We start from the raw sequence: 26,882 nt of genomic DNA on the forward strand, positions 1-26,882 counted from the left end.
CGGTGTCCGGGGACCGCCCGCGCGGAACAGGAGGCCGGCGTCGGACAGCACCGGCGAGGACCGTGACGCTGCGAGCCAGGGGCGCCGACACGTAGCCTGGATTTCTGATGCGTATTCGCCGTCCGGCGTCCCCAGGGATCGTGCTGCCGTCGGTGCTGGCAGTTCTGGTCCTGGTGAACCTTGCGGAGAACGGGCGCCTGCCCTCCCTCGGCCTGGCCGACGCCGTCGTGGCGATCGTGCTGCTGAGCGTCGTGGTGTGGTGGGCCGGTGGGACCCGGGACGACGTGGGCCTGGGGGCGGGGACGTTCGGGCGCGGTGCCCGGTGGGCCTTGGCTCTCATCGGCATCGTGGCGTCGGTGTACCTGGTCGGGGCGCTGCTGCCCTTCATCCGGGAGCTGTTCTCCGATGCGCGGACCGGGCATCTCCAGGGCGGTGAGGTCGCCCTGCGCATGTTCGTGTATGTGCCCCTGGGCACCGTGCTGCTGGAGGAGTACGCCTTCCGGGGCGTGTTGTACGGGCTGGTCCGGCGCTACCGCGGCGTCAGGGCCGCGACCGCCGTCTCGTCCTTGCTGTTCGGGCTCTGGCACGTGCTTCCCTCTCTTCACCTGGCCACGCAGAAGCCCGCGCTCACGGCGGTCTTCGGCCACACCCCCATCGGCGCCGTCGTCGCCGACCTCGGCGCCGTCCTGTTCACCTCGGCCGCCGGAGTCGTCTTCTGCGAGCTGCGCCGCCGCAGCGACAGCCTGCTGGCCCCGATCGGACTGCACTGGTCGACCAACGCGCTCGGCTACCTGGCCGCCTACGTGCTGGCCCGGGCCCGGTAGCCGCCGGACCGCTGGCAGCGCTCAGGCTCCCGGGCGACCATGGAAGAGGCCCATCTCCGCGGGCCGCCGACGCGCCGCCCGGGACCGCACACACGGCCGCGGCCGGCTTGCCTCCCGACCTGGAGGTTCGCCGTTGTGAACACGCTCGACGGGGCCGCACACGCGGGCGAGGAACGGCCGGGGAAACACCGGCTTCTCCGGTATCCCCGGTCGCTGACCCTCCCCGGCCTCTGGGGAGCGTCGGTGGGCTCGTGCCTGTCCTTCACGCCGTCACTGCTGCCGCGGGGCGGGATCATCCAGGGCGTGGTGTGGGGCATCAGCGCGATCATCGGCTACGGCGTCGGGGTGCTGCTGGCCTCCATCTGGCGGGCTTTCGCCGACCGGGACCCGCGCCCGCCCCGCCCCTGGGCCTGGCGCGCGTGGTGGATCAGCTCCGCAGTGCTGCTCGTGGTGTTCTTCGGGCTCGGGCAGTACTGGCAGTACCTGATCCGGCACATGATGGGGGTGAGCGAGTACGACGTCTGGCTGGTCGTGCTGTCGCCGCTGGTCGCGGTCGCCGTGTTCTGGCTCGTCCTGCTGATCGGACGCGGGATCCGGGCCGTCTTCCGCTGGACCGCGGAGCGGCTGGACCGCAGGATCGGGCACCGCGCGGCCAGGACGGTCGGCTGGCTGCTCGTGGCCGGCGTGACCTACCTCGTCATCACGGGCCTGCTGCTGCAGGGACTTGTCGGCCTGGCCAACGACATCTTCTCGGTCCGCGACGGCGCCACACCCGAGGGCGTGCACCAGCCGACCAGCTCCCTGCGCTCGGGCGGGCCCGGCTCGCTCGTCCCGTGGGACACGCTGGGACGGCAGGGACGCGGCTTCGTCGGCACCGGCCCCACGCCGCAGGCCATCACGGCGTTCGACCATCACCCCGCGATGGAGCCGATCCGGGCCTACGCCGGTCTCGGGTCGGCGGACGACACCGAGGCCCGTGCCCAGCTGGCCGTCGCGGACCTGGAGCGGGCCGGCGCGTTCCACCGGAAGAACCTGCTGGTGGTGACCACGACCGGGAGCGGCTGGGTGGATCCGGCGGCGGTGGACTCCTTCGAGTACCTGTCCGGCGGCGACTCCGCGACCGTGGCGATCCAGTACTCCTACCTCCCGTCCTGGATCTCCTACCTGGTCGACCAGTCCAAGGCCAGGGAGGCCGGCCGCGACCTGTTCGACGCGATCTACGGCGTGTGGTCGCGCCTGCCCCAGGCAGACCGGCCCCATCTGTACGTCGCCGGTGAGAGCCTGGGTTCCTTCGGCGGCGAGACGGCGTTCAGCGGCGAGAACGACCTGGCCAACCGCACGGCCGGCACGCTGTTCGTCGGTCCGCCCAACTTCAACACCCTGTTCCGCGAGTTCAGCGACCATCGGGACCCGGGCAGCCCGGAGATCCAGCCGGTCTACAAGGACGGGCGGACCGTCCGCTTCACGAGCGACCCGGCCGCTGCGATCCCGCCCTCCGGGAAGCCCTGGAGCGGCACCCGGGTCCTGTACCTGATGCACCCCTCCGATCCGATCGTCTGGTGGAGCCCGCACCTGGTGTTCAGCGAACCGGACTGGATCGCCGAGACGCCCGGACAGGATGTGCTCAAGGGCACGGTCTGGATCCCGTTCGTGACCTTCTGGCAGGTCACCGCGGATCTCCCGTTCTCCACCGGGGTACCGGCCGGCCACGGCCACACGTACACGGCCGAGTACGTCGACGGCTGGAACACGGTCCTGCAGCCGTCCGGCATCTCCGCTCAGGACCTGGACCGGCTCAAGACGATCATCGCGAGCGAGTGACGACCGTCTGAAGGTGACGGCCGACCAGCGCACCGCCGTAGATGACGAAGCCGACGCCGATCAGCCAGGACTCCACCACCAGCACCACCCCGACCGCTCCGTAGGACTCCGCGTTGCTGGTGATCAGTGGATCGAACACCAGCGCCGAGAACACGCGCAGTCCGCCCAGGCCCACGATCGTGGCCAACGCGCCGGGCAACAGGGCCGACCAGCCGACACGCCCGCCGAGGAGGAAGTGCTGACCCCACCAGAAGTACAGCAGTCCCGCCGCTCCCAGCAGGGCGATCCGCTCGGCCGACGCCCACATGCCGCCCCGCAGCAGGGATCTGCTCTCCGCCTGGAGCGCGACGAACACGCAGAGCGTGCCCAGGAAGACCGCCTGGCGCCACCACTGCCGCCAGGACTGGGCCGGCAGCCGCCAGACCTTCTCGTAGACGAGCTGGACCTGGGACGAGAAGGCCAGCCCGAATGCCGCCAGCAGGGCGAGACTGAGCACGCCGGCCGCTCGCGCGGCCTGCGGCTCGGTGGCGAACAACCGCAGAACCGGCAACGCGGTGTTCGCGGGCAAGCCCATCGCGTCCGCCACCCACTCGGGGAATCCCCGCTGCCGGAACGGATCGATGGCCGCCAGCACGATCAGCAGCGGCGCCAGCGTCACCAGGCCCTGGGCCGCGAATCCCATGGAGCGCCCCAGCAGCTCCAACTCCACGGCGTCGTGCCAGATCTGGCGCAGGCGGCGAGAGGGCCCCGAGTTCCCCGGTACCCCGCCATCCGGCACACTCCCGCCCTTCTGTCGCTGTCCTCACGGAGACGCACTTCGCCTGGCAGGGTACGTGGGCAAGGCGGTTGGCACCGCCGTACACGCCAGGCGTGTACTGCGTTCGTGTGAGCGGGGAAGAACCTCAAGCGCGAGACCCCGGTGCATCCGGCTGGACAGACGCTGCGGGACTGTGGGCGGGGGCGGCGCCACGGGGAAGGAAGAGGGCGGCAGCGAGTCCGACCAGTCCGAATCCGGCAAGCGCGATCATGGCCGCGGCGTAGCCGTTGTTGGTGAGTTCGGAGACCAGGATCGTGCCGGCGACGGCTGTTCCCAGTGAGGATCCGAGATTGGAGATGCAGCGGGACAGCCCGGAGATCTCGCCCTGCAGGTTGTCGGGGAACACGGACTGCACGATGTTGACCGAGGGCGTCAGCATCGTCCCGACGCCGAGTCCGATCAGCAGGAGACCGGGGGTGAACGCCCACACGTCGTCGAACGCGCGGACGAGGGCGAGCAGCAGGACGATGCCGGTCACGGTGACGGCGAAGCCCGTGACGATGAGCGTGCGCTGGGCGTGGCGCTTGGCGAGGCGTTCGGCCGCGAGCGACGAGGTGAGCAGGCCGACGGTGGCCGCGGTGAAGACGCCGCCGGTGGCGATGGCACTGTAGCCGCGGACGACCTGCAGGTAGGCGCCCACGGTGAAGGAGGCTCCCATGAGCATCAGCCACTGGGCGTTCTGCGTCACCAGGCCCAGGTTGGAGACGCGGTCTCGGAAGAGGGCCAAGGGGAGGAGGGGTTCGCGGCCCGAGTGCTCCCGGTGTCGCAGCCAGGCGAAGAACGCGGCGATGACCGCGGCACCGGCGAGGAGGAGCGCGAGCATCAGCCAGCTGTTGTTGTCGGCGGCGAGAATGCCGGTCACCAGCAGGACCAGTCCGGCCGCGGAGAGGACCGCCCCGACGGTGTCGAACGGCTGGGACGGGTCGGGGGCCAGCGGGTCCTTCAGTTTCCGGGTCAGCACCAGGATCAGCACGATGACGATGACCTGGAAGCCGAAGTTGGCCCGCCAGCTGATCGCAGAGGTCAGCAGCCCGCCGATGAGCGGTCCGGCGGCCGCGCCGATCCCGCCGAGCGCCATGATGGCGCCGAACGCCCGGGCTCGTGTGGTGGTTCCGGTGAACAGCAGGGTGGTCAGGATGTAGACCGGGGGGATCAGCAGGGCGGTTCCGATTCCCTCCAGAATCGAGTTGCCCAGGATGAGCACACCGAGCCCCGGCGCGGCTGCGCTGAGCACGGCCCCCACGCCGTAGACGGCCAGACCGACCATCAGGCAGCGTTTGCGGCCGTAGCGGTTGGTGAGCTTGCCGCCGGGGATCATCAGTGCGGCCATGACCAGCAGGAAGACGGTGATGGCGACCTGGACGCCCTGGGCGCTCGTGTGGAGGTCCCTGCTGATGTCGTTGATCATCACGTTCATGCTGGAGCCGGCGAAACTGCAGATGAACTGAGCCAGGGCCAGGGGCACCAGGACGCGCCGTCCGGCGGCCGTGGGGAGGGTGAGGGTGCTGGTCATCTGCGCTCTCCAGTCGATGCCATCACGGTGCCTCCCTCGTCAGCGGGACGGACCCGGGCGCCTCCGGTCGAGCTCCTCGTCCAGGGCCAGGGCCGCGTCGATCAGTGCCAGATGGGTGAAGGCCTCCCGTTCGGCACTCCAGCCGCGTTCGACGACCTGCCGCAGGATCGCGTCGCGAGCGTCCTCCCAGGGGTCCGATGCCGTGCTCCGCAATCGGGGGACAGAGCTCGGGGGAGGCGCTCATGGGGCACTCCAGTGGAAGCCGGAGGAACAGACTGCCCTGTCACGGTAGGTGGCGGGGTCGAGTGGGCGGATCACCCGGCGTGGGTGACGCGGCCGGCCGGGTGGAGGCGTCAGGGTCGAAGGCAGGCGCGGGCCCTTGGGAAGGAGCACGCCGTGAACGTCCCAGAACCACGTCGGACTCCTCTGCCGGATCCCCCCGAGAACGCCCGGACGCCGGTCCGCGCCCATCGCACGGACTACGCGGGTGCGGTCTACGGGTCCCTGCTGGCGGCGTCGGTGATCGCCGCCAGCGACCTGCACGGGGCGCATCCGCGGCTCTCGCTCATCATCCTGCTGGAGGTCACCGGGATCGTCTTCTGGATGGCGCACGTCTACGCGCATCTGGCCGGGGAACGGGAGGCCGGGAAGGCGGTCAGCTGGCGTGAGGCGCGCCGGGTCGGGCGGCACGAGTGGTCCATCGTCGAAGCCGCGACCCTGCCCGCTCTGGCCGTGCTGGTCAGCCCGTGGCTCGGCACGGGTGACAACGCCTGGCTGGCGATCGGCGTCGCCGTCGCCCAGCAGGTCACCTGGGCCGCCCTCGGGGCGCTGCGGGCCGGGGCGACGAACCGGCAGGTCGCCGTCGAAGCCGCGGTCAATCTCGTCCTCGGACTGCTGATCGTGGTGGCCAAGGTCGCCGTGGGGCACTGAATCACCCCTGCCGGGTGGTGCGGCCGACGCCGGATTCGACTGGAGTGGTGAGGTGGCCGGCGGCAGAGCCGGCAGCTCGCCGCCCGGACAGCCCGGTGGGCGACCGTACCGACGCTCGAGGTGGAGGTAACCGTGACCACCGCAGCCCACCACGGATCACATTTCACGCGCACCGAGGCCGCCGGGGCCCGCGCCGCCCGCCCGGGGCTGATGACCTTCGCCGGTGTGCTGCTGGCGCTTCTGGGCTTCCTCAACGGCCTGGACGGCATCGCCGCCATCGCCAACTCGCACGTCTTCGTCGGCAACGCGCACTACGTCTTCGGCGACCTGCGCGCCTGGGGCTGGGTGATGCTGGCTCTGGCCGTGGTCCAGATCGCTGCCGCCTACGGAGTTCTCGTGGCGCGCGCGGACTGGGCCCGTTGGACCGGCGTGGTCGTGCTGGGGCTCAACGCCTTCGCTCAGATGGCCTTTCTCCCGTCGTACCCGTTGTGGTCGCTGACGATCATCGCGGTCGACGTGGTCGCCATCTACGGACTGACCGCCTCCGCCGCCACCGACCGCTCCGAGTCCGCGCCCGAGGCGACCTTCGCCGCGGAGGACGCGGGGCGGGGAACCGTGCCGAGGCCTCCGGCCTGAGGCCGACGCCCGGCGAAGAACCAGCAGCGGGCCGGCAGACCCGCAGGATTCGGAAAGGGCCGGTGCGGGCCGTGTCGGACAAGAAGAGGGCCAAGCGCATCGCGGAGTTCATCGAGCCCCTGCGGGTGGAACCCGGGGACCGGGTCCGACTCGCGAAGGACTTCGACCCCGGCTTCAGGGGCGGGATGAAGAAGCGCGAAGGAGTCGAACTGTTGAAGACCGGCGTGGAGCTGCTGGCCGAGTACCAGGCCCGGCTGGCCGCGCAGGACACGCACGGGGTGCTGCTGTGCCTCCAGTCGCTCGACGCCGGGGGCAAGGACGGGACCATCCGCCACGTCATGAGCGGAGTGAACCCGCAGGGCGTCCACGTCAGCAGTTTCAAGGTGCCCTCGAGCGAGGAGCTCGACCACGACTACCTGTGGCGTTACGCCGCCAGGTTGCCGGCCAGAGGGGACATCGCGATCTTCAACCGGTCCCACTACGAGGAGGTCCTCGTGGTGCGGGTCCATCCGGAGAACCTCGACCGCCAGAAGCTGCCGCCCGAGACCCGCGGACCCGACCTGTGGGAGCAGCGCTACCGGGCGATCAACGACTGGGAACGTCACCTGGCCGAGAACGGCTTCCGGTTGGTGAAGATCTTCCTGAACCTCTCCAAGGAGGAACAGCGCCGTCGCTTCCTCAGACGGATCGACCGGCCGGAGAAGAACTGGAAGTTCTCGGCGGCCGACATCAGGGAGCGCGCGTACTGGCACGACTACCAGAAGGCTTTCTCCGAGATGCTCTCGGCGACCAGCACCCCCTGGGCGCCCTGGTACGTCGTGCCGGCGGACCACAAGTGGTTCGCCCGCATCTGCGCCGCCGCGCTGCTCGCGCACACCCTGATGGAGATCGACCCGCAGTACCCCGAGGTCGGCAAGAAGACCCGGAAGGCCCTGCTCGCCGCCAAGCTCGATCTGGAGGACGAGGCCCCTGAAGGCGCCGACCGGGACCCCTACGCGAAGAAGCGGTGACCGCGATGACCGACCTGCTCGGCCACACACCGGATGTCGACGCCGCACCGTGGTACGTCCGCACTCCACAGGAGGTCGTGACCCGGCTCGGAGTGGACCCGTCGACGGGGCTCTCCGGCCCCCGGGCGGCGGAACTGCTCACCGCGAACGGGCCGAACGCGCTTCCCGAGGAGACGCCGAGACCCGGTTGGCTGCGCTTCCTCGACCAGTACCGCAGCTACATGCAGATCATCCTGGTGGCCGCGGCGGTGGTCTCCTTCGCGATCAAGGAGTGGGGCACCGGGGTCCTGCTGGTCGCCCTGACCCTGTTCAACGCGGTCGTTGGCCTGCGTCAACAGGGCAAGGCCGAAAGCGCCATGAACGCGCTCAAGTCCATGATGCAGGCCACGGCACGGGTCCGACGGGAGGGGGCCGAGACGGAGATCCCGGCCGAGCAGTTGGTCGTGGGCGACGTCGTACTGATCTCGGCCGGCGACGAGGTCCCGGCGGACGGGCGCATCATCGAGGCCAGCGCGTTGCAGATCGACGAGTCCGCGCTGACCGGCGAGAGTGTGCCCGCGGCGAAGGACGCCGGCACGCTGACGGGCACACAGCTCTCCCCGGGCGACCAGACGAACATGGCGTTCATGAACACCCCGGTCACCCACGGCAGCGGTCTGCTCGTGGTGACCGGGACCGGCACCGGCACCGAGCTGGGCAAGATCTCCGGGATGCTGTCGGCCACCGAGACCGAGCAGTCGCCGCTCACCCGGGAGCTCGACACCCTGACGCTGTGGATCGCCGCGGCGGCCGGACTCACCATGATCGTGATGTTCGCCCTCGGCCGCAGCCGGGACCAGGCCTGGGACGCCCTGTTCGTCAGCGCGGTGTCGCTGGCCATCGCCGCCATCCCCGAAGCGCTGCCCACGGTCAGCCAGGTCATCCTCTCCGTCGGCAGCCTCAACCTGGCCCGACGCCACGCGATCGTGAAGGAGCTGCCGTCCGTCGAGACCCTCGGCTTCACCTCCGCCATCAACTCCGACAAGACCGGCACGCTGACGATGAACCAGATGACGGTGGTCGAGGTGCTCAGCCCCACCGACCGCTACACGGTGTCGGGCACCGGCTACCGCCTGGACGGCCGGGTCCACCACGCGGCCGGAGCGGCCGGGGACATCGAGGACGCCGTCCTGCCCTACCTCGTCGCCAACGACGCGACGCTGTCGGAGGACGGCCAGGTCGTGGGCGACCCGACCGAGGGCGCCCTGCTCGTCCTCGCGCACAAGGCCGGCCTCGACATCGAGGCCACCCGGGACCGGCACCCGCGGCTGGCCACCCTGCCGTTCGACCCGGGCTACAAGCTGATGGCCAGTTTCAACGAGGCCACGGACGCGGACGGCCGCCCGGTCGTGCGCTGCTTCGTCAAGGGAGCCGCACCCGCCGTGATGTCGAGGACCACCACGGCGCTGTCCGCCGGGACGGGGGTCCCCTGGGACGCGGACCTGAGCGGACGTGCGCAGGCGCAGACCGAGCGGATGGGCGGTGAGGGACTGCGGGTGATGGCCGCGGCCGTCCGCGACCTGGATCCGGCGGACTTCGATCCGGACGGCGACCTGCTGGCGCTCGTCACCGACCTGCGGATCACCAGCCTGGTGGGCATGGTCGACCCGCCGCGCGAGGAGTCCAAGGCCGCGGTCGCGAGCGCGAAGGCCGCGCACATCCGCGTCCGCATGGTCACCGGCGACGACGTGACGACCGGTCAGGCCATCGCCCGCTGGCTCGGCATCGAGGGGGAGGCCCTCCTCGGCGCCGACTTCGCCGCACTGTCCGAGTCGGAGCGGCTGGCCCGGATCGACGACATCGGGGTCGTCGGTCGGGTCGCGCCCGAGCACAAGGTCCTGCTCGCCACCACGCTCAAGAAGAAGGGCGACGTCGTCGCGATGACCGGCGACGGGGTGAACGACGCCCCGGCCATCAAAGCCGCCGACATCGGCATCGCCATGGGGAGCGGAACCGACGTGGCCAAGAACGCCGGCCGCATGGTCCTCGCCGACGACAACTTCGCCACCATCGTCTACGCCGTGGAGGAGGGCCGGAAACTCTACGACAACCTCACCAAGTACATCCGGTTCGTCCTGGTGCTGTTGGTGACGTTCGTCCTGACCTTCCTCGGCGCCACCGTCTTCAACATCGCCGCGGGTGAGCCCTTCACCCCGGCGCAGGTCCTGTGGATCCACTTCGTCGTCAACGCACCGTTCGGCTTCGCGCTGGGCTTCGACCAGGAGAGCGCCGGACTGATGCGGCGCACCCCACGCCCGCGCGGCGAGTCGGTGCTCACACGGTCCGTGGTGGTCACCGTCGGACTCGCCGGGCTGGCGATCACGGTCCTGCTGCTCTCGCTCATCAAGCTCGGCGAGGCGCACTACGGCAGCGGCCAGGTCGGCAACTCGATGGCGTTCACGGCATTCGCGTTGTGCCTGATCGTGGCGGCCTACGAGTGCCGCAGCGAACGCGAGTCGGTCCTGAGGGTCGGGACCTTCGACAGCAAGCAGATGAACCTGGCCGCGCTGGGCGAGCTCGTGCTCGCGGTCCTGGCCACCCAGATGGACGCCTTCCACCGCATCCTTGGGACCACCGACCTCACCGCCCGGCAGTTCGGCTGGGCCGTGCTGGCGGCGGTGGCGCTGCTGCTGGCCTGGGAGACCGGTAAGTTCCTGGCCCGTCGGACCCACGGGGCAGGTGCGCGATGACAGCGATCTCCGTCGACGGCGCGGACGAGGACCAGGAACGGTCGGCCCTGCAGGCGGTGCTCGCACGGCTCCACCACGACTTCGACCACGTCGTGGGCTCCGCGCGGGTGGAACACGCCTGGGAGGCGGCCTGCCACCGGTTCGCCGGCAGCCGGATCCGGGCCTTCGTGCCGATCCTCGCCGAACGCCGGGCCGTGAAGGAACTCAGGACCGCCTCCGCGCCCGGCCAGCCGCCCGACCCGGTGGAGGAGGGCCCATGACGAGGCCGCGCGCGCCGGCGGCGCACCGCGGGTCACGTGGACGAGGCGTCGTCCTCGGACCCCGCGTCAGCGATCCCCTCCTCACGCGCCCAGGCGCGGTACCCCGCCAGCGCGGTGGGCAAGGTGGGGAAGATCCGCTCGTTGCCGACGGACTCGGTCAGACCGTAGGCGTCGAGATCGTCGCGCAGATCCTGCTTGACCCGGGCCAGCGCGAACACGATCCCGCGCTCCTGCAGTTCCTGCCGCAGCGCGTCCACGGAGTCCAGTGCGGTGATGTCCACCTCGACATTCGACTCGGTGTTGAGGACGAACCACCTGACCGGCCCGGGCTGGTCCTCCAGTGCCCCGAGCGCGCGGCGGCGGAAGTCCTCCGCGTTGGCGAAGAACAACGGCGAGTCGTAGCGGTAGACCAGCAGCCCGGGAACGGTCCGCGCCTCCGGGTAGTCGTCGACGTCGTGCATCCCGGCCATGCCCGGAACCCGGCCGAGCACCGCGTCGTGCGGCCGCGCGACTCGGCTGAGCAGCTCCACGACCGACAGCCCCACGGCGACCAGCACGCCGTAGAGGATGTCCAGGGCCAGCACGCCGACGAGACACGCGAGCGCCAGCAGCAGTTCCCCGCGGCGGAACGAGGAGAGCTTGCGGAAACCGGCGACGTCGATCATCCGGATCGCCGCGAACACCACCAGCGCGCCCAGCACGGCGTCAGGGGTGTCGTGCAGGAGCGGGCTGAGGAACAGCAGCACGGCGAGCACGCCGACGCCGGCGGCCAGCGTGTAGACCTGGCTCTTGGCGCCCGTGGATTCGCCGATGGCGGTGCGGCTGGCGCTGCTGCTGACGGGGAAGCCCTGGAAGAAGCCCGCCCCGATGTTGACGGCGCCGAGCGCCAGCAGCTCCTGGTTCGCGTCGAGCTGCGGCTTGTCTCCGCGCTTGGCGAAGGCTCGTCCGGTGAGGATGAAGTCGGTGTAGCCGACCAGCAGGATGCCCATCGCGGGAAGGGCGAGCTGGTGGAACTCGCCGAGCTGTGGGAGCTTGGGGCGCGGCAGCCCAGCGGGGATGTCGCCGATCACCGCGATGCCGTGGTCCTTGAGGGAGAAGGCGGCGGAGACGGCGGTGCCCAGCACGACGGCCAGCAGTGGGCCGGGCAGCTTCGGCAGGAACGTGGCCACCAGCAGCAGGAAGAGCAGCGTGCCCAGGCTGAAGAGCACCGTGGGCAGATGGGCCTCGGTGATGTCCGAGGCGAACGACTTCAGCTGCGGGAAGAAGCCCTCCCCGCGCACGTCGACACCCGTGAGCTTGGACAACTGGTCCACCATCATGATCAGCGCGACACCGGCCAGGTAGCCGATCAGCACCGGGCGGGACAACAGGTCCGCCACGAAGCCCAGCCGGGCCAGCCAGGCCACCACGCACAGCAGGCCGACCACGACGGCGAGCGTCGCGGCCAGGACCGCGTAGCGGCCGGCGTCCCCGCCCGCCAGCGGACCGACCACCGTCGCCGTCATCAGGGCGGTCGTCGACTCGGGGCCGACCGACAGCAGGCGCGACGAGCCGACGACGGCGTACAGCACGATCGCCGGCAGGATGGCCCACAGCCCGGTGACCGGCTGCAGCCCCGCCACGCTGCCGTACGCCATCACCTGGGGCACCAGATAGGCCGCCACCGTGGCACCGGCCAGCAGGTCCCCCCTCAGCCAGTCGCGCTGGTAGCGACGCAGCACCGTGATTCCCGGCAGGGCCGGAACGACGCGGCGCCACCCCTGACCGGGAGCGTCGGCAGCCATGGCTCTCCTTTCGTCGTGCCTCCTCAGCATGACTCCGGGCAGCCCCGTCAGCGCTTCGGCCGGGCCGGGGGCGCCGACGCCATCACCGGTCTGGTGGCGCCGGCGCGGCCGGCCCCGAGGCCGACATCGCGGGGGGCAGCGAGAGAGGAGTCGGGATGGTCTCGACCGGTTCCCGCGCGCGCCTGCTGGCCTGGCTCGCCCTGATCGGCAGCCTGGCGGCGGTGATCGTGCTCGTGTCCGCGTCCGGGCGCGGCGGCCTGCTGGTCCTTTTGCTCGGGTCGGCCGGCGTCGTGGCCGTGGCGGTGGGTCTGTGGCTGACGGTGGCACACCGGGGAGTGGTGCGCTGGTTCGGCGTCCTGCTGGTGCTGTGCGCCCTGACGGTGGTTCTGATCAGCTATACCGTCAAGGGGGTGTGGCCAGAGGCGGTGGCCGCGGTTCTCCTGTGGTGCGTCGCGGCCGTCTGCGCCCGGTCGGCCCTGCGGACGGTGCGCCCGTCGGACGGCATGCACGCGATCCGCCACGCACCGCCAACCCGTCCCGTGCTGATCATGAACCCGCGCTCGGGCGGGGGCAAGGTCGGACGGTTCGGCCTGATCGCGAAGGCCGAGGCGCTGGGAGCGCGCGTGGAGTTGCTGGACGCCGCCCAGGGACACGTCGACGTCACGGAGCTCGCCCGACGCGCCGTGGCCGCCGGCGCCGACCTGCTCGGCGTCGCCGGCGGCGACGGGACCCAGGCGCTGGTGGCCGCCGTCGCCGCGGAGCACCGGCTGCCCTTCCTCGTGCTGCCCGCCGGCACCCGGAACCACTTCGCCATGGATCTGGGACTGGACCGCGCCGACCCCTCCCTCGCCCTCGCCGCGCTCACCGACGGCGAGGAACTGCTCGTCGACCTGGGCACGGTGAACGGCCGACCGTTCGTCAACACCGTCTCGTTCGGGGTGTACGCGCAGATCGTGCAGAGCCCCGAGTACCGTGACGCCAAGACCGGCACGGCCCTCGAAGCCCTGCCCGACCTGCTGCTCGGCTACTCGGGCGAGCAGATGCACGCCGTGATCGACGGCGCCGCACTGCAAGCCCCCCAGGCCCTCCTGGTGAGCAACAACGCCTACGCAGGTGCCCAGCCGCTCGGAGCCGCGCGGCGGCCCCGACTCGACGGCGGCGTGCTGGGCGTCGTCGGGGTGCGGGTGGAGAACGCCGCCCAGGCCGCCGAGGTCGCGATGCTCGGTCGCCGTGCGGCCGGCCTCACCGCGACCACGGCGCGCGAGGTCACTGTCCACTCCCGGGCACCGAGCGTCCCGGTCGGGGTGGACGGCGAGGCCCTCAGCCTGAGCACCCCGGTCACCTGCACGGTCCACCCGGGCGCGCTCAGAGTCCTCGTCCCCCGGCAACGCCCCGGAGTACCGGCGCCCAGAGGGGCGCTGGAGGTACGGCGGCTGCTCGGCCTGGCTCTCGGCAGTGCGTTGCCGGCCGACCATGCGCAGACCGACCGCTGAGGCGGGCCCGCCGCCCCGCGACACCGTGGCGTCGGCGGCCGCCGACGACAGGGCCCGCTCCCTGCTGCGGCGGCTCCGGTCGCACCCGGCGCGGATGCCCGAGGAGCTCGCCGCGTTCGCCGTGCGAGAGATGGGTCCTCGCGCCTACGCGGAGGTGGAGCGACTGCGGCAACGCCTCCCGCAGGCCGGTGACGAACGTATCCGTGCCCACGCGGCCGCTCGCGGGGTGCGCACGACCGTGGCGGAGGGCTCCTTCGTCGGCGGACCGTTCCTGGTCCTGATCCCGGTGGCGTTCTGCCGGGCCCTGCTGGCCCAGGTGCAGATGGTGCTGGAAATGGCGGCCCTGGCCGGGAGGGACCCACGGAAGGCCGAGCGTGCCGCGGAGCTCCTGGTGCTGCAAGGAGCCCATCAGGATGTCGAGACCGCTGCCGCGGCTCTCGCGCAGAGCGACACGGTCGCCTCGCGCACCGACCGACGGCCGGCCGGGCTGTGGCGGGTGACCATGCGGATGGCGAGCATCCTGGGGCTGCGCGACGTCGGCGGGACACGCCGGTCCGAGGCGAGGTTCGTCCGGCTCGGCCGGCGCGTGCTGCTCGGCGTCGTGATCATGCTGGGGACCGTTGCCCCGCTGGTGTGGCTGCCGTACATGTCCGTCGCCTACCGGCGCGCAGGCCGGGCGATGGCCGAGAGAGCCGCTGAATTCTACTTCGGCGCGCAGGCCGGGTTGCCGGCCGACGCGGAACCCGACTCGGGCTTCTCCGGGACGGTCCTGCGTGCCCTGGCGTCGGTGGCGCTCGTCGTGGTGCCCCTGCTGCTGATCCTGCTGACGGGTGCCCAACTGGCCGACCGGGAGTGGCCGCTGGTCGTGCTGGTGCTCGTGGGGAGCTCGCTCGGCGTTGGTGCCTGGTGGCAGTCGCGTCATCGGGCGCAGCGCCGACGGGGCGACAGTTCCGGCCTCTGAGCCGGTCCGAGGGACCGCTACCGGGCGATTTCGCGGGCGAGGTGCTTGACCTCTGCCGCCGCGCGGCGGACGAAGTGCACGCCGTAGATCGACGCGGCGATCAGGAACAGGCCGGCGACCTCGCGCGGAGCACTTTCGGCGTGCATCCGAGCGGCCGTCTCCTCAGAGCCGTCACGCCCGTAGGCGCCGACACCGAGCACCTCCCGACCCATGTCGACGACGCCTTCGGCAGCTCGCACCACCCCCATGGCGACCAGGCCCGCGACCATCCAGGCGACGGGCGGGATCCCCGAGCCCGGCCCGGCACCTGGTGTGGTCGGTGAATACGTGGTGAGGGACATGGGGCTTCCCTCCTTCCGAGGTGTCGTCTCACACCCTAGGCAAGGGCCATCGGGAAGGTCCTGGGCCGGTCGGCCCGCCAATGGTCCCGAAAGCGGCGTCAAGTCCGGCCTCTGCCTCGACCTCACCGGCGCGCCGAGGTGCCCCGGGCGGCGGCAGGACGTCGGGAGGAGGTCAGCCGAGAGCGCTGCCGGCGGCCGTGCGCGGCGTGGGGGCGCCTTCAGGGCCGTAGCCGAGGCGGATCAGCATCTGGACGTGCTCCGGCCCGTTGCGTGGATCGCGCAGCATCCAGCGGAGTTCGGGCCATTCGACCGCCTGGTGCAGCAGTGAGGTCCGCACCTGGTCCCGGGTGGCCAGCAGCAGGACGTGCTGCAGGGCGAGCCCGGCACGGAGCCAGTCCGCGGGCCGGTCGTTGTCGGTGGCGAGCACGCCCAACTGCGGGTGCTGCTCGAAGAGCTGGGCCGGCATACGGGTCGGCGGGCGCAGCCCGGAGAAGTCCCGCATCGGGAGGTGGCCGGACGCGTCCTGCGGACCCAGAGCCTCGGGCGGGATGCCGAAGTCCGTCGCCGCGCTGGAGCGGACCCAGCTGCGGCTCTCCTCGCGGCGCTCGCGGTCGGTGATCGTGCGGGCCTCGGCCTCGTAGGTCAGCGCCATCAGTCGACGCGTCTCGTCCGTGTCGGGCAGGTGCAGGCGTGCTCCCTCGACGCGGGCCGCGTCGACCAGTCCGGTGCGCAGCCGCTCCGGCAGGAGTTGGGCCGAGAACGGGTGGCGGCTGGAGTGACGGCGCCAGATCTGCTCGTACAGGTCCGGCTCCGCCGTGGTGTCGCCGTGCGGGCGGCCGGCCAGGCGGACGGAGGCGAGCAGTTGCGGCTCGTGGCGGTCGGGCAGCAGCCGTAGGACGGGTTCCCAGCCGTGGTGGGCGACAGCGAGCCGAAGGTTGAACGCGGCGGCGCCGACCGAGACGTGCAGGCCGCGGCCGTCCGGATCCTCGAGCCGCAGCTCGCGGTCGAGCGTGGCGCGGATCTCGACGGTGTGTGTCTCCGGGCGCAGCCGGAAGCGCCAGGGCTGGGTGTTGTGCATGGACGGGGCGGCCACGGCGGCGGAGACGAGCTCCTCCAGGACGGTGGCGTCCAGGGTCCCGGTCGTCATGGCGGCCTCCTTCACAACGGCGCTGCCGTCGCGCCTGCTGTTCCGAGACTGCGCCGGTGCCGCGGAGCAGGAGCAGGGCCGCTCGGGGCCTTGCGGTCCGCCGATGGGCCCTGGTCGCTGCGTCCGGTGGTGCCCACGCGCGCGATGGGGACGTTCGGCCGCCCGGGAGGGGCCCGGCCGGTCCTGCCCGGCCGCGGCCGGGAGGACGAGGCTGATGGCAGCGGTGAAGTCCGCCGTGCCGGCCGAGGCCGTACGCACCGATGGAGGGCAGTCCGATGGGCACCCCTGCTGCAGCTCCCCGTCCGTCCGTCCCCGCTCCGAGACGTTCCCGCCTCGCCCTGGCCCGGGCCCGTCGCCGCAGCGCCCTGTGGCGGCGCAGCGACCGGTGGCGCGCGGCACTGGTGGAGATCCAGGTGCTGGCCCTCGTCGCGTCCGCCGTGCTGTGCGCGCTGCTGGGGCTGTCGGTCTATCAGCACGCCCGTGCCCACGCCCTTCAGGTCGAGCGTGGTCTGCGCCCCACGCAGGCACGCGTCCTCCAGCCGCCCTACTCCTCCGGGTCCAGCGGCGAGCAGGCCCAGGTGAGCTGGACCGCTCCCGACGGCTCGTCACGCCAGGGGATCGCCGGGGTTTCGGGGACCGTCCAGGTGGGTTCCCGGGTGCAGATCTGGATCGACGGGAATGGCAACGCCGCCACCGGGCCCGCCACGACCAGCAACATCGTCGGCACCGCGATCCTGACGGGTCTGCTCGTCATGATCGGTGCGGACGTCGCGCTGGTCTCGGCCGGCGCCATGGCGCGTTCGCGCCTCAACCGCCGTGACGAGACGGCGTGGGACAAGGAGTGGCTGGTCTACGAGCCGGTCTGGTCACGCCGCGCCTGAGCCGGCATCCGCGAGCACCGACCGAAGGAAGGCCCCGATGAGTACCGCCGACACCACCTCCCGCTCGCCGAGGCGCATCCTCGTCGCCTACGCCGGCCGTGCCGGCGCGACCGCCGAGATCGCCGAATGGCTGGGCGAACGCCTGCGCCACCAGGCCGAACCCTTCGAGGTCACCGTGGCCGAGGCGTCCGACGACCTGGACCCGACCGGCTACGACGCCGTCGTCCTCGGCTCCGCCCTCTACGAAGGCCACTGGCTGCGCCCGGCGCGGCACTTCGCCCGCCGCCACCGCCACGATCTGGCCGACGTGTGGGTCTGGACCTTCAGCAGCGGCCCGCTGGACGACTCGGCCACCACCCGCGAGATCACCGTCACCCACAGCGCCGAGCGGGCCTCGCACCGGCTCGGCGCCCGCGACCACCTCACCTTCGGCGGCCGCCTGGCACCCGACGCGCAGGGCTGGCTCGCCCACACCATGGTCGAGAGCGGCCACGGCGGCGACTTCCGTGACCGCGACCAGATCGACGGCTACGCCGACCAGATCGGTGGTGAACTGTCCGTCCTGCCGAGGCGGCACCGTCACCGCGCCGCCTGAGGCGTCGTCAGCACGCTGCTCGCCGCCGAGCCTCAGCGGCGGGCGGACCGTGCCGAGCCGCCCGGGCCGGCGGCGTGCTCGGCGGCCTGGGAGGCGATGACGGCGGCCTGGACCCGGCGTTCCACGCCGAGCTTCGCGAGCATCCGCGAGATGTGGTTCTTCACCGTCTTCTCGGCGAGGTACAGCCGTTGGCCGATCTCGCGGTTGGTCAGTCCGTCGCCGATGAGGGCCAGGATGTCGCGCTCGCGGTCCGTCAGTTCCGCCAGCGCGTCCGGCTGTTGTGGGGCCGCGGTGCCCTGCCCGCGCAGGCGGGCCATGAGCCGGGTGGCGGCGCCGGGGTCGAGCATCGACTGGCCGGAGCCGACCGTGCGGACGGCCGAGATCAGGTCCGTGCCGCTGATCTGCTTGAGCACGTAGCCCGAGGCGCCGGCCATGATCGCGTCCAGCAGGGCGTCCTCGTCGTCGAACGACGTCAGCATGAGGCAGGCGAGGTCCGGCAGCTGGGAGCGCAGCTCGCGGCAGACGGTGATGCCGTCGCCGTCGGGCAGCCGCACGTCCAGGACCGCGACGTCGGGGCGCAGGGCCGGGACCCGGGCCAGGGCCTGCGCGCAGGTCGCGGCCTCGCCGACGACCTCGAGGCCCGGTTCGGCGTCGAGCATGTCGTGCACGCCGCGGCGGACCACCTCGTGGTCGTCCAGCAGGAAGACCCGGACGGTGCCGGTGGGCGGAGCGCCGGAGGTGTCGGTGGTCATCCGTTACCCCATCTCTTCTGTGCGCCTCTTCTGTGCGCCGCGAGCGGCTGATCCACAGGATCCTCCCGTCCGGGCCGGGACTCCCGATAGGGCCGAACGGTCCCATCGTCTCGCGATCGTCATGAGCAGGCGGGCTCAGTGGGGGACCACCGCCACCGGCGCGTGGGCGAGGTGCAGCACGCGGTGCGGCACCCGGCCGATCGGCAGGCTGAAGTGCTGGGTGTGCTTGCGGTGCGCACCCACCACCACCAGGCAGGCGTCCTTGGACGCGTTCACGATCTCCTCCTCGGCGAGCCCCAGGCCCACCTGGAGGACGACCTCGACACCGGGGTGCGCGGCACGTGACGGGGCCAGCAGCTGCTCCAGCTCCAGGGTCTCGTCCGCGTTGCGCTGCGCCTGGTCCTGCGGCGGGACCACCACGTGGCCGGGGAACACCTGCGGATACATCCAGGAACGGATCACCCGCAGCGGGACGCCGCGTCGCTCGGCCTCGGCGAAGGCGAAGTCCACCGGCTCGGGCTCTCCGGGAGCCACACCGACCACGACCGGGCCGCCCTGGTCGGGCGCGCCCTCGACGGGGACCAGGACGGCCGGTACGGGCGTGTGCGCGGCCACACCCTCGCTGACCGATCCGAGCAGGAAGGTCAGGAAGGCGTTCTGCCCGCGGCGGCCGGTGACGAGCAGGCTCGCGCCGGACGACGCCATCCGCAGCAGTCCCTCGACCGCGGCCTCGTCGATCAGCTCGGGCTCGACCTTCAGATCCCGGTGGCGCCGGCGCATGTCCCGCGCGGCGCTCTCGAGGAGGTCCCACGCGGCCTTGCGGACGTCCTCGACCATGTCCGGCTTGTAGGCCTCCGGCAGGCGGTAGGCCTGCATGCTCCAGGCGTGCCCGATGCGCAGCACGGTGCCGCGCAGGTGGGCTTCGTCGGAGGCCCATTCCAGGGCCACGCGGGCGTTGTCGGAGGTGTCGAGGCCGACCACCACGGCCTCGGTCGGCGAACTGTTCATCAGTGCCTCCTGCTCGGGGGTCGGCGGAGCCGCCGGGCCGCGTCGACGCTGGCGACTTCGGCGTGTGACTTCAGCGTGGCACCGCAGCGGCCCGCGGACGAGGGCTGACCGGGCCCGCGCGTTGGGCCGCCAGGCCCGGGTTCCGCCCTGGACGCGACTGGAAGCGGATCTGGTGCGTCTGGTCTCCGGGCTCGGTAACGTGACCTTGACCGGGAATTCCGGCCGACACGCCACGGGGGGTGGAGGGACCGGTGCCCGAGGAAGCCTCGCCGGAGACCGACAAGGGAGCGTTGGGGCTTCCGGACCTGCGCCTGGACCAGCTCCTGGAGGAGCTGCAGACCCGGCTGGACGCCGCCCGCGGCACCCGCGACCGGGTGCACGCGCTGCTGGAGGCCGTGCTCACCGTCGGCCGCGAGCTCGACCTCGACCAGGTCCTGCAGCAGATCGTCGAGACCGCCGCGACCCTGGTCGACGCCCGTTACGCCGCCCTCGGCGTCATCGGTGACGACGGGATGCTGGCCAAGTTCCTCACCACCGGTCTGACGCCCGAGCAGGTCAGGGGGATCGGGCCGTTCCCCACCGGGCACGGGATCCTCGGCGAGCTGATCCGCCACCCGGAGCCGCTGCGCCTGCGCGACATCGCCGAGCACGAGGCCTCCGTCGGCTTCCCCGCCAACCACCCGCCGATGCACAGCTTCCTCGGCGTGCCGATCCGGGTGCGCGGAGAGGTCTTCGGCAACCTCTACCTCACCGAGAAGCGTGACGGCGGCCAGTTCGACGCCGAGGACGAGTCGGTGCTGCAGACCCTCGCCGTCGCCGCCGGCGTGGCCATCGACAACGCCCGCCTGTACCGCGAGGCCCGGCTGCGCGAGCGGTGGCTGCTGGCCAGCGGCGAGATCACCAGCCGGCTCCTCTCCGGCGCCTCCGAGCAGGACGTGCTCGCCGAGCTGGTCCAGGCGTCGGTGGAGATCCTGGAGGCGGACCTCGGCGTCATCGCCCTCACGCTGCAGACCACCGGCGGAACCGGTCTCGCGGTCCAGCTGGCGGAGGGACTGGACGCGGAGCTGCACCGGGGCCTGCTGCTGCCCCTGGAGGGCTCCTTCATGGGCACGGCCTTCTCCTCCGCCGAACCGATCACCAGCAACGACATCGCCCACGACCCGCGTGTCACCGCGGGACCACCGCGCTGGCAGGGGCTCGGAGCCGCCGTGGCCGTGCCGCTGGGCCGCGGCGCCAACGGGCCGCGCGGAGTGCTGATGCTGGCCCGCAGGACCGGGCTGTACCCGTTCACGTCGGTGGACGTCGCACCGCTCAAGGCCTTCGCGAACCAGGCCGCCCTGGCCCTGGAGCTCGCCGCCCACCGCAGCGACGCCGAGCAGCTCGCTCTGCTGGAGGACCACGACCGGATCGCCCGGGACCTGCACGACCTCGCCATCCAGCGGATCTTCGCGACCGGCATGACGCTGCAGAGCGCGCAGCGCTTCATCGACCACCCGCAGGCAGCCGAACGGGTCGGCCGGGCGGTGGAGGACCTCGACGAGACGGTGAAGATCATCCGCACGTCGATCTTCGGCCTCCGCTCGCGGAACTCGGCCCAGGAGTCGACGGGACTGCGCGCCCGGCTCGTGGACGTCGTCTCCCGGTTCGTGCCCACCCTCGGCTTCACCCCGTCGCTCCGGCTCGAGGGCCTGCTCGACACCGACGTCCCCGCCGACACGGCCGACGACGTCCTGGCGGTGCTGCAGGAGGCGCTCAGCAACGCCTCACGGCACGCGGGAGCGAAACGCATCGAGGTCTTGGCCAGGGTGACCGGGGGCAGCACGTCCGAGGTGCTGCTGAGCGTCGCCGACAACGGCGTCGGCCTGTCGGAGGGCGGCCGTCGCAGCGGACTGGTCAACCTCGAGGAGCGGGCCGCCAAGCACGGGGGCGTGCTCCACCTGGAGCCGAACCCGGGCGGTGGCACCCGTCTGGTCTGGCGGGTGCCCGTGCGGCCGGAGGACTGAGCGACTGACGCTCCGTGCTGAGGGCCTGTCGGCCCCCTCCTGCGGCCCCGCCTGGACCTGCGGCGACGGCCGTCCCGAGGGCACAGAGGGGACCGGTCGGCCCTGTCCGCCGCCACGGCCGCGGCGAACGCTGAGAGGTGAGCCACCCCGTCGTACCGCACTGGTGGGAGTGATCCGATCATGTTCGCAGCAGCCTCAGCCACCGCGAGGCCGGCCGCCGAGCCGAGCGAGGCCGCCCGTCACGGCCGCCCCGGCGACCCGGGCCGTCGCATCACCCGCCGCCGCCGCGAACTCGGGCTCAGCGTCGCGGAAGTGGCGCAGCGAGCCGGGATGACCCCGGGGTTCCTCGACTGGGTCGAGACCCGTCCGGCCGAGCTCGCTCCTGGAGAGCTCGCCCGCTTGGCCGCCGCGCTGGGGACCACCCGGAGGGAACTGCTCGGCGGAGACCGAGCACCACGCTGAACCGCAGGACACGAAGCAGACCCAGGAGGCGGTGGCCATGAAAGACGACTCCGACACCAGCCGCGCGTCCGACGCCCTGACGCCGGACCGGTTCGCCTTCCTGGCGGCTGCCGGGGGCGCCGCGCCCTCCCTGCACAACAGCCAGCCCTGGCGCTTCCGCGCCTCGGACGACGGCCTCGGCCTGCTGGTCTACCGCGACCCGTCGCGTGCCATCCCCGTCACCGACCCGATGGGGCGGGCGCTGCACGTCTCGATCGGCGCCGCGCTGCTCAACGTCCGCGTCGCCGCCGCGTCGCTCGGCCTGGAGACCCGGCTGCGCCTGCTCCCCGATCCCGGCCAACCGGACCTGATCGCGGCACTGGGCTTCGACCAGCCACTGCCGGGCTCGCGTCCCGGCTCCGACGCCGAGCTCTACCCCGCCATCGCCGCACGCCACAGCAGCCGGCAGCCGTTCACCAACCGCGACGTGCCCGAGCGGCTCGTCGGGGAGCTGATGGTGGCGGCCGACCAGGAGGGTGCGGTGCTCACGATGCTGGAGGAGTCCGAGACCCGGCGCGTGCTCGCCCTCACCGCCGACGCCGAGCGCCGCACCGCCGCCGACGTGGCACGTGAGGCGGAGACGCGGAGCTGGGTCCGGTTGGAGGCTCCCGCGGCCGACGGTATCCCGGCCGAGGCACTCGGCCCCCTCGACCGTGACGCGCGCGTCCCCATGCGCAGCTTCACCGGGCACCCTCCCGTGGGCGTCCCGGCGTCGGCGCGCTTCGAGCCGCTGCCGCAGCTCGCCACCTTCACCACGGCCCACGACGACCACAGCGCCTGGGTGCGCACCGGTATGGCCCTGGAACGGGTCTGGCTGATCGCGACGGTGAACGACCTCCGCGGCTCGGTGCTGCACCAGGCCGTGGAGTGGCCCGACACCCGCTGGCAGCTCCGTGACCCGGAGACCGGCCCCGGCTACGTCCAGATCATCCTGCGCCTCGGCTACGGACCGCCCGGTGCCGCGAGCCCGCGCCGCCCGGTCACCGACATCCTGCAGCTTCCCTGATCGCCCAGGTGGTCGCGGTGGGACGCGAGACGGACGCATGGGTCGTGGAACGGCCGGGCCGCATGGTCACCCGTCCGCTGCGGCTCGTCCGCAGGGCCGTACCGGATCCGGGGCCGGACGAACTGCTGATCGAGGTCGACGTGTGCGGGGTGTGCCGAACGGACCTGCATCTGGCGGAGGGCGATCTGGCACCCCGCGTGCCCGGCCGCACGCCCGGGCACGAGGCCGTCGGCCGCGTCGTCGCCGTCGGCTCGGGCGTGCTCGGCCTCGAAGCCGGCGACCGGGTCGGCGCCGCCTGGCTCGCGGGCACCTGCGGGGTCTGCCGCTACTGCCGGGCGGGCCGGGAGAACCTCTGCCCCGGTTCCCGCTACACCGGTTGGGACCGCGACGGCGGCTTCGCCCGCTACCTGCTCGCCGACGCCCGTTACGTCTACCCGCTGCCTCAGGACGGGCGCGACGACGCTGAGCTGGCGCCCCTGCTGTGCGCGGGCATCATCGGCTACCGCGCCCTGGAGCGCGCCGACCTGCCGTCGGGCGGGCGCCTGGGGCTCTACGGCTTCGGCGCCTCTGCCCACCTGACCGCCCAGCTGGCGCTGGCCCGGGGCGCCACCGTCCACGTGCTCACCCGCGCCGAGGAGGCGCGACGGCTGGCCCTGGAGCTGGGTGCGGCCTCGGCCGGCGGCGCCTACGACGCCCCGCCCGAACCGCTGGACGCGGCGATCCTGTTCGCGCCCGTCGGCGACCTGGTCCCGGTCGCCCTCGCCGCCCTCGACCGGGGAGGCACGCTGGCGGTGGCCGGGATCCACCTCAGCGACATCCCCGTGCTGAACTACGCCGACCACCTGTTCCAGGAGCGGAACCTGCGCAGCGTCACCGCCAACACCCGCGCGGACGGCCGGGCCTACCTCGCCGAGGTGGCGGGCCTTCCGCTGCGCGTGCACACCGTGTCCTACGCCTTCGCCGACGCGGACCGCGCCCTCGCCGATCTGGCCGCCGACCGGGTGACCGGCGTCGCGGTGCTGGACCTGCGGGAGTGATCACAGGCCGAGCAGCGGCAGGAGTTCGTCGAGCCCGTCGACCACGACGTCGGCGCCGTGCGCGAGCAGGTGCTCCGTACCCGCACCCCGGTCCACCCCGACCACCGGCGAGAAGCCGCCCCGCCCTCCGGCCTCGACCCCGACCAGCGCGTCCTCGACCACCATCGTCCGTTCGGGTGCGGTGCCCAGGCGACGGGCGGCTTCCAGGAAGAGCCCCGGGTCCGGTTTGCCCGCCAGGTGCAGCCGGGCGGCGTCCAGCCCGTCCACGCGGATGTCGAACAGCTCCGTCAGGCCTGCGGCGGCCACCACCAGCGCACAGTGCCGGCTCGCCGACACCGCCGCCGTCGTCACGCCCTCGCCGCGCAGCGCGACCAGCAGGTCCACCGCGCCCGGCCGGGGCACCACCCCCTGGTGACGGAGCAGAGCGAGGTAGATCCGGTCCTTGCGCAGGGCGAGCCGGACCGTGGCCTCGGGGTCCAGGCCCTGGAGTCCGCGCGACGCCAGGAAGGCACGGATTCCGTCCTCGCGGGAGCGGCCGTCGACGTGACGTGGATAGTCCGACGCCATGTCGAAGGGTGCCCGAGCGTCCGGTGGGGTTTCCTGCGGCAGGGCGCGCAGCAGGTCGTCGAAGGCCGCCTTCCACGCCATGGCGTGCAGGGCCGCGGTGTCGGTCAGCACGCCGTCCGTGTCGAAGAGGGCCCCGGCGAGACCGTCGATCCCGATCACACCGCCAGTACAGCACCCACGGCCCGGCGGCGCGGCCGGACCAGGGCCGGTCGGCGGGCCACGGCTCGCCCGCCCGCATGCCGGCCGTGGTCCTCAGCCCGGCTCGGGTCCGGTTCCGGGTTCCGTCCTCCGTCGCTCCGTCGGAGCCCGCCCACCCAGCAGATCGGCCAGTTCGCGCCGTCGTCGCAGGCGACGGCGTGGTCGCCAGCCGCCGCCGAGCTCGCGGGCGGCCTGGGGGACAGGGACGACCAGCACCGGGCAGACGGCGCACCGGAGGCAGCGCCGGGGGAGCGAGCCGCCCTGCCGACACCACCAACGCGAGCGCCGTGACGCCGCGACGACCAGGATGTCGTCCTCCCGGTGGGCGACCGCCGGCAGCGCCCGGCACAGCGGGACGTCATCAGGCTCGACGCGGACCACGACGTCCCGCGGCACACCGCCCATCGCGAGTTCGAAGGCCCGCACCACCGCCGTCGTCGCGTCCCTCCTGAGCATCTCCCGCAGATCGTCGTCGGCCGGGAACGAGTGGGGGCCCAACGGCGGGTACCACCACAGGCCGCCCGGTTCCTGCGGGGTCTGGTAGCTGCGGACCGCCCGCACCTCCATGCCGTGGCCCCGCGCCAGCTCGACCGCCTCGCGCAGCGCCCGCAGCCCGGCGAGCGTGTCCTCCACGCCCACGACCACCCGTCCGACATCGCGCTCCCGCATGGCCGTTCACCGTCCTCGCATCGACCGGCGGTTACCGGCGGTGGGGGGCGGTCGCCCGTCCCGGACGCCACGGAACCGCTCGTTCTCAGCCTGACCCCGGAAGACCACGGCTGATGAGGGGCGTCCGGTCCATGCGACCGGGACCGGAGGTCCCGGGTACGGCGTGAGCCGCGCGGCGGCCCGGCACGAACCCCGGCCAAGGGGCTGAGCTCAGGTGGCCAGACCGGCTCAGGTGGCGAGACCGGCGGTCACCAGCACGACCGCGACGACCGTGACGAGGGCCGCGAGAGCGATCCACGCACTCAGTCTCCCCGGGCTGCCGGGAGTCTCGTCGCCGACCTCCTCCGGCACCAGGGACGTGTACCGGCTCGCATGGCAGGCCGGGCAGGGACGGACCGGGAACGGGACGCGGACGTTGAGGCTGCTCAGCCCGATCGCGGGGAAGGTCGCCCGGACACCGGGGGAGGTGGGGGTCAGGCCGTGCAGGTAGATCGCGGTGCGTCGCGGGTCGAGGATCGCCGCACGGTCGTCTGCGGGGTGAGCCAGCGCCGTCACCACCTGGGCCGTGGCCAGGGCGACGAGCTGGATGTCGACGCGGGCGCCCCGTGCGGCCTGGGTGTCGGCCACACCGCGCCGAAACGCCACCGCGCACTCGTAGCAGGGAGTGCGCCGCGTGGGATCCGTCCAGAGGATCTCGCCGACCTCGGCGTCGCGGATCCGGGGGTCCACCCAGACCGCCGGGAAGACCGCCGGCCTGCCGACCTCGAGAGCGACGGCGTTGACCTGCCGCTGGCACGCGGCCGAGTCCGTCGCGGCCACCACCACGTCGGCCTCGCGCACCAGCGCCCGCTGCTCGTCCGCGGGCAGCAGCGTGAAGTCGGCCTGACGGCCGACAGCGTCGCAGGGCGGGAAGGCGGTGCGGATCTGCCCGGCCAGGGCCGTGGCCTTGGGCGCGCCCACGTGCGGGGCGCCCAGCGGGTGGCGCACCAGGTTCTCCACCGCCAGCACCTTGGGATCGACCAGCCGGACGGGGCTGAAGCCGACCCGCGCCAACTCCTCCGCCAGGAAGCCGCCGACCGCTCCCGCGCCGACGACCAGGACCGTACCGGTCAACCGGCGGTGGCGCGCCCAGATCCGGTCCTCGGCGGGCTCGCCCGCCTCGGTCAATCGAACGTCCAGCGGGCCACGCGGACCGCCCTGGGCAGGTCCCTCGGATCACCGTCGGCAGGCTCCTCCGGCCTGAGGTCGCCGCTCTCGGCGTCGAGGAACCACTCCTGCTCGCTCTCCAGCGCCTCCTGCGGCGTCAGTTCCGCCTGCTGGAGGACCTCCGGTGCGGCGCCCATGTGAATCCCACCTTCCAGCGAGCCACTGACTCAACGCTACGCCGCCGGCCCGACTC

The 26,882-nt window shown here is 72.6% G+C and carries 27 protein-coding genes; 15 read left to right on the forward strand and 12 right to left on the reverse strand.

What is annotated here, in order from left to right; translation table 11 throughout:
- Window positions 1-107 precede the first annotated feature (107 nt).
- Both DN069_RS01830 and DN069_RS01835 read left to right on the forward strand, forming a co-directional pair.
- Window positions 108-824, forward strand: a complete 717-nt coding sequence (locus DN069_RS01830) for a CPBP family intramembrane glutamic endopeptidase (RefSeq protein WP_111498908.1) — start codon at window positions 108-110, stop codon at window positions 822-824.
- A 243-nt stretch (window positions 825-1,067) separates the two neighbouring features.
- A complete protein-coding gene (locus tag DN069_RS01835) occupies window positions 1,068-2,645 on the forward strand; it encodes an alpha/beta hydrolase (protein WP_243638835.1) in 1,578 nt (525 codons plus the stop codon).
- Here DN069_RS01835 and DN069_RS01840 read toward each other — a convergent pair.
- The 3 genes from DN069_RS01840 to DN069_RS39775 all read right to left on the reverse strand — a co-directional run bounded on the left by DN069_RS01840 (window position 2,629) and on the right by DN069_RS39775 (window position 5,188).
- On the reverse strand, window positions 2,629-3,354 hold the full coding sequence (locus DN069_RS01840; protein WP_243638836.1) for a ribonuclease BN: 726 nt from the start codon (window positions 3,352-3,354) through the stop codon (window positions 2,629-2,631). The two genes, DN069_RS01835 and DN069_RS01840, sit on opposite strands and share 17 nt — an antisense overlap.
- Before the next feature lie 193 nt (window positions 3,355-3,547).
- Entirely contained in the window at window positions 3,548-4,975 is a 1,428-nt protein-coding gene (locus DN069_RS01845) for an MFS transporter (protein ID WP_111498910.1), read from the reverse strand.
- Window positions 4,976-5,014: 39 nt separating this feature from the next.
- Window positions 5,015-5,188 (reverse strand): hypothetical protein, encoded by a 174-nt coding sequence (locus DN069_RS39775; RefSeq protein WP_165845335.1) that lies wholly within the window; start codon window positions 5,186-5,188, stop codon window positions 5,015-5,017.
- A gap of 183 nt (window positions 5,189-5,371) precedes the next feature.
- Between DN069_RS39775 and DN069_RS01850 the strand changes: the two genes are divergently transcribed.
- The 5 genes from DN069_RS01850 to DN069_RS01870 all read left to right on the forward strand — a co-directional run bounded on the left by DN069_RS01850 (window position 5,372) and on the right by DN069_RS01870 (window position 10,540).
- Entirely contained in the window at window positions 5,372-5,905 is a 534-nt protein-coding gene (locus tag DN069_RS01850; protein WP_243638837.1) for a hypothetical protein, read from the forward strand.
- 132 nt (window positions 5,906-6,037) lie between these two features.
- Window positions 6,038-6,541 (forward strand): DUF7144 family membrane protein, encoded by a 504-nt coding sequence (locus tag DN069_RS01855; RefSeq protein WP_111498911.1) that lies wholly within the window; start codon window positions 6,038-6,040, stop codon window positions 6,539-6,541.
- A 71-nt stretch (window positions 6,542-6,612) separates the two neighbouring features.
- Window positions 6,613-7,551, forward strand: a complete 939-nt coding sequence (locus DN069_RS01860; protein ID WP_111499020.1) for a PPK2 family polyphosphate kinase — start codon at window positions 6,613-6,615, stop codon at window positions 7,549-7,551.
- A gap of 5 nt (window positions 7,552-7,556) precedes the next feature.
- On the forward strand, window positions 7,557-10,280 hold the full coding sequence (locus DN069_RS01865) for a cation-translocating P-type ATPase (RefSeq protein ID WP_111499022.1): 2,724 nt from the start codon (window positions 7,557-7,559) through the stop codon (window positions 10,278-10,280).
- Window positions 10,277-10,540, forward strand: a complete 264-nt coding sequence (locus DN069_RS01870; protein WP_111498912.1) for a three-helix bundle dimerization domain-containing protein — start codon at window positions 10,277-10,279, stop codon at window positions 10,538-10,540. The genes DN069_RS01865 and DN069_RS01870 overlap by 4 nt, the downstream gene beginning before the upstream one ends.
- Before the next feature lie 32 nt (window positions 10,541-10,572).
- On the opposite strand, the gene DN069_RS01875 is transcribed toward DN069_RS01870, so the two are convergent.
- Window positions 10,573-12,324: a SulP family inorganic anion transporter gene (locus DN069_RS01875; protein WP_111498913.1), complete on the reverse strand. Its 1,752-nt coding sequence runs from the start codon at window positions 12,322-12,324 to the stop codon at window positions 10,573-10,575.
- A gap of 155 nt (window positions 12,325-12,479) precedes the next feature.
- Between DN069_RS01875 and DN069_RS01880 the strand changes: the two genes are divergently transcribed.
- Together DN069_RS01880 and DN069_RS01885 are read left to right on the forward strand one after the other, a co-directional pair.
- On the forward strand, window positions 12,480-13,817 hold the full coding sequence (locus DN069_RS01880) for a diacylglycerol/lipid kinase family protein (RefSeq protein WP_111498914.1): 1,338 nt from the start codon (window positions 12,480-12,482) through the stop codon (window positions 13,815-13,817).
- Window positions 13,798-14,778, forward strand: a complete 981-nt coding sequence (locus DN069_RS01885) for a hypothetical protein (protein ID WP_133259802.1) — start codon at window positions 13,798-13,800, stop codon at window positions 14,776-14,778. The genes DN069_RS01880 and DN069_RS01885 overlap by 20 nt, the downstream gene beginning before the upstream one ends.
- A gap of 17 nt (window positions 14,779-14,795) precedes the next feature.
- Here the strand turns inward: DN069_RS01885 and DN069_RS01890 are convergent, their stop codons facing one another.
- Complete coding sequence (locus tag DN069_RS01890; RefSeq protein ID WP_133259803.1) at window positions 14,796-15,119, reverse strand: hypothetical protein; 324 nt, start codon at window positions 15,117-15,119, stop codon at window positions 14,796-14,798.
- Between the two features lie 172 nt (window positions 15,120-15,291).
- Window positions 15,292-16,266: an Acg family FMN-binding oxidoreductase gene (locus tag DN069_RS01895; protein ID WP_111498917.1), complete on the reverse strand. Its 975-nt coding sequence runs from the start codon at window positions 16,264-16,266 to the stop codon at window positions 15,292-15,294.
- A 275-nt stretch (window positions 16,267-16,541) separates the two neighbouring features.
- Between DN069_RS01895 and DN069_RS01900 the strand changes: the two genes are divergently transcribed.
- Both DN069_RS01900 and DN069_RS01905 read left to right on the forward strand, forming a co-directional pair.
- Complete coding sequence (locus DN069_RS01900) at window positions 16,542-17,147, forward strand: Rv1733c family protein (protein ID WP_133259804.1); 606 nt, start codon at window positions 16,542-16,544, stop codon at window positions 17,145-17,147.
- A 37-nt stretch (window positions 17,148-17,184) separates the two neighbouring features.
- A complete protein-coding gene (locus tag DN069_RS01905; RefSeq protein WP_111498919.1) occupies window positions 17,185-17,742 on the forward strand; it encodes a flavodoxin domain-containing protein in 558 nt (185 codons plus the stop codon).
- A gap of 32 nt (window positions 17,743-17,774) precedes the next feature.
- Here DN069_RS01905 and DN069_RS01910 read toward each other — a convergent pair whose 3' ends face one another.
- The gene (locus DN069_RS01910; protein ID WP_111498920.1) at window positions 17,775-18,494 is read right to left on the reverse strand and encodes a response regulator; all 720 of its coding nucleotides are present in this window, start codon (window positions 18,492-18,494) and stop codon (window positions 17,775-17,777) included.
- 135 nt (window positions 18,495-18,629) lie between these two features.
- Window positions 18,630-19,502, reverse strand: a complete 873-nt coding sequence (locus tag DN069_RS01915) for a universal stress protein (protein ID WP_111498921.1) — start codon at window positions 19,500-19,502, stop codon at window positions 18,630-18,632.
- 251 nt (window positions 19,503-19,753) lie between these two features.
- On the opposite strand from DN069_RS01915, the gene DN069_RS01920 reads away from it, so the two are divergent.
- The 4 genes from DN069_RS01920 (at window position 19,754) to DN069_RS01935 (ending at window position 24,049) form a co-directional block, all read left to right on the forward strand.
- Complete coding sequence (locus tag DN069_RS01920; protein WP_243638838.1) at window positions 19,754-21,505, forward strand: sensor histidine kinase; 1,752 nt, start codon at window positions 19,754-19,756, stop codon at window positions 21,503-21,505.
- Window positions 21,506-21,685: 180 nt separating this feature from the next.
- Complete coding sequence (locus DN069_RS01925; protein ID WP_111498922.1) at window positions 21,686-21,967, forward strand: helix-turn-helix domain-containing protein; 282 nt, start codon at window positions 21,686-21,688, stop codon at window positions 21,965-21,967.
- 37 nt (window positions 21,968-22,004) lie between these two features.
- Window positions 22,005-23,012: an Acg family FMN-binding oxidoreductase gene (locus tag DN069_RS01930; protein WP_243638839.1), complete on the forward strand. Its 1,008-nt coding sequence runs from the start codon at window positions 22,005-22,007 to the stop codon at window positions 23,010-23,012.
- 62 nt (window positions 23,013-23,074) lie between these two features.
- Entirely contained in the window at window positions 23,075-24,049 is a 975-nt protein-coding gene (locus DN069_RS01935; RefSeq protein WP_111499026.1) for a zinc-binding alcohol dehydrogenase family protein, read from the forward strand.
- Here the strand turns inward: DN069_RS01935 and DN069_RS01940 are convergent, their stop codons facing one another.
- The 4 genes from DN069_RS01940 to DN069_RS01955 form a co-directional block, all read right to left on the reverse strand.
- Window positions 24,050-24,775, reverse strand: coding sequence for an HAD family hydrolase (locus DN069_RS01940; RefSeq protein WP_111498923.1), 726 nt, complete (start codon window positions 24,773-24,775; stop codon window positions 24,050-24,052).
- Window positions 24,776-24,868: 93 nt separating this feature from the next.
- Window positions 24,869-25,483, reverse strand: coding sequence for a universal stress protein (locus tag DN069_RS01945; protein WP_111498924.1), 615 nt, complete (start codon window positions 25,481-25,483; stop codon window positions 24,869-24,871).
- A gap of 228 nt (window positions 25,484-25,711) precedes the next feature.
- On the reverse strand, window positions 25,712-26,650 hold the full coding sequence (locus DN069_RS01950) for a ThiF family adenylyltransferase (protein ID WP_165845336.1): 939 nt from the start codon (window positions 26,648-26,650) through the stop codon (window positions 25,712-25,714).
- Window positions 26,647-26,826, reverse strand: coding sequence for a hypothetical protein (locus DN069_RS01955; RefSeq protein ID WP_111498926.1), 180 nt, complete (start codon window positions 26,824-26,826; stop codon window positions 26,647-26,649). The genes DN069_RS01950 and DN069_RS01955 overlap by 4 nt, the downstream gene beginning before the upstream one ends.
- Window positions 26,827-26,882: the final 56 nt, after the last annotated feature.

It is taken from the genome of Streptacidiphilus pinicola (genome assembly GCF_003258295.1).
Classification (GTDB): Bacteria; Actinomycetota; Actinomycetes; order Streptomycetales; family Streptomycetaceae; genus Streptacidiphilus; species Streptacidiphilus pinicola.

What these genes read in the sequence shown, in the direction of transcription:
- DN069_RS01830 (WP_111498908.1), top strand. Translation starts at nt 108, where the DNA reads ATGCGTATTCGCCGTCCGGCGTCCCCAGGGATCGTGCTGCCGTCGGTG.
- DN069_RS01845 (WP_111498910.1), bottom strand. Translation starts at nt 4,975, where the DNA reads ATGACCAGCACCCTCACCCTCCCCACGGCCGCCGGACGGCGCGTCCTG.
- DN069_RS01865 (WP_111499022.1), top strand. Translation starts at nt 7,557, where the DNA reads ATGACCGACCTGCTCGGCCACACACCGGATGTCGACGCCGCACCGTGG.
- DN069_RS01870 (WP_111498912.1), top strand. Translation starts at nt 10,277, where the DNA reads ATGACAGCGATCTCCGTCGACGGCGCGGACGAGGACCAGGAACGGTCG.
- DN069_RS01875 (WP_111498913.1), bottom strand. Translation starts at nt 12,324, where the DNA reads ATGGCTGCCGACGCTCCCGGTCAGGGGTGGCGCCGCGTCGTTCCGGCC.
- DN069_RS01880 (WP_111498914.1), top strand. Translation starts at nt 12,480, where the DNA reads ATGGTCTCGACCGGTTCCCGCGCGCGCCTGCTGGCCTGGCTCGCCCTG.
- DN069_RS01885 (WP_133259802.1), top strand. Translation starts at nt 13,798, where the DNA reads ATGCGCAGACCGACCGCTGAGGCGGGCCCGCCGCCCCGCGACACCGTG.
- DN069_RS01890 (WP_133259803.1), bottom strand. Translation starts at nt 15,119, where the DNA reads ATGTCCCTCACCACGTATTCACCGACCACACCAGGTGCCGGGCCGGGC.
- DN069_RS01895 (WP_111498917.1), bottom strand. Translation starts at nt 16,266, where the DNA reads ATGACGACCGGGACCCTGGACGCCACCGTCCTGGAGGAGCTCGTCTCC.
- DN069_RS01900 (WP_133259804.1), top strand. Translation starts at nt 16,542, where the DNA reads ATGGGCACCCCTGCTGCAGCTCCCCGTCCGTCCGTCCCCGCTCCGAGA.
- DN069_RS01905 (WP_111498919.1), top strand. Translation starts at nt 17,185, where the DNA reads ATGAGTACCGCCGACACCACCTCCCGCTCGCCGAGGCGCATCCTCGTC.
- DN069_RS01910 (WP_111498920.1), bottom strand. Translation starts at nt 18,494, where the DNA reads ATGACCACCGACACCTCCGGCGCTCCGCCCACCGGCACCGTCCGGGTC.
- DN069_RS01915 (WP_111498921.1), bottom strand. Translation starts at nt 19,502, where the DNA reads ATGAACAGTTCGCCGACCGAGGCCGTGGTGGTCGGCCTCGACACCTCC.
- DN069_RS01925 (WP_111498922.1), top strand. Translation starts at nt 21,686, where the DNA reads ATGTTCGCAGCAGCCTCAGCCACCGCGAGGCCGGCCGCCGAGCCGAGC.
- DN069_RS01930 (WP_243638839.1), top strand. Translation starts at nt 22,005, where the DNA reads ATGAAAGACGACTCCGACACCAGCCGCGCGTCCGACGCCCTGACGCCG.
- DN069_RS01935 (WP_111499026.1), top strand. Translation starts at nt 23,075, where the DNA reads ATGGTCACCCGTCCGCTGCGGCTCGTCCGCAGGGCCGTACCGGATCCG.
- DN069_RS01945 (WP_111498924.1), bottom strand. Translation starts at nt 25,483, where the DNA reads ATGCGGGAGCGCGATGTCGGACGGGTGGTCGTGGGCGTGGAGGACACG.
- DN069_RS01955 (WP_111498926.1), bottom strand. Translation starts at nt 26,826, where the DNA reads ATGGGCGCCGCACCGGAGGTCCTCCAGCAGGCGGAACTGACGCCGCAG.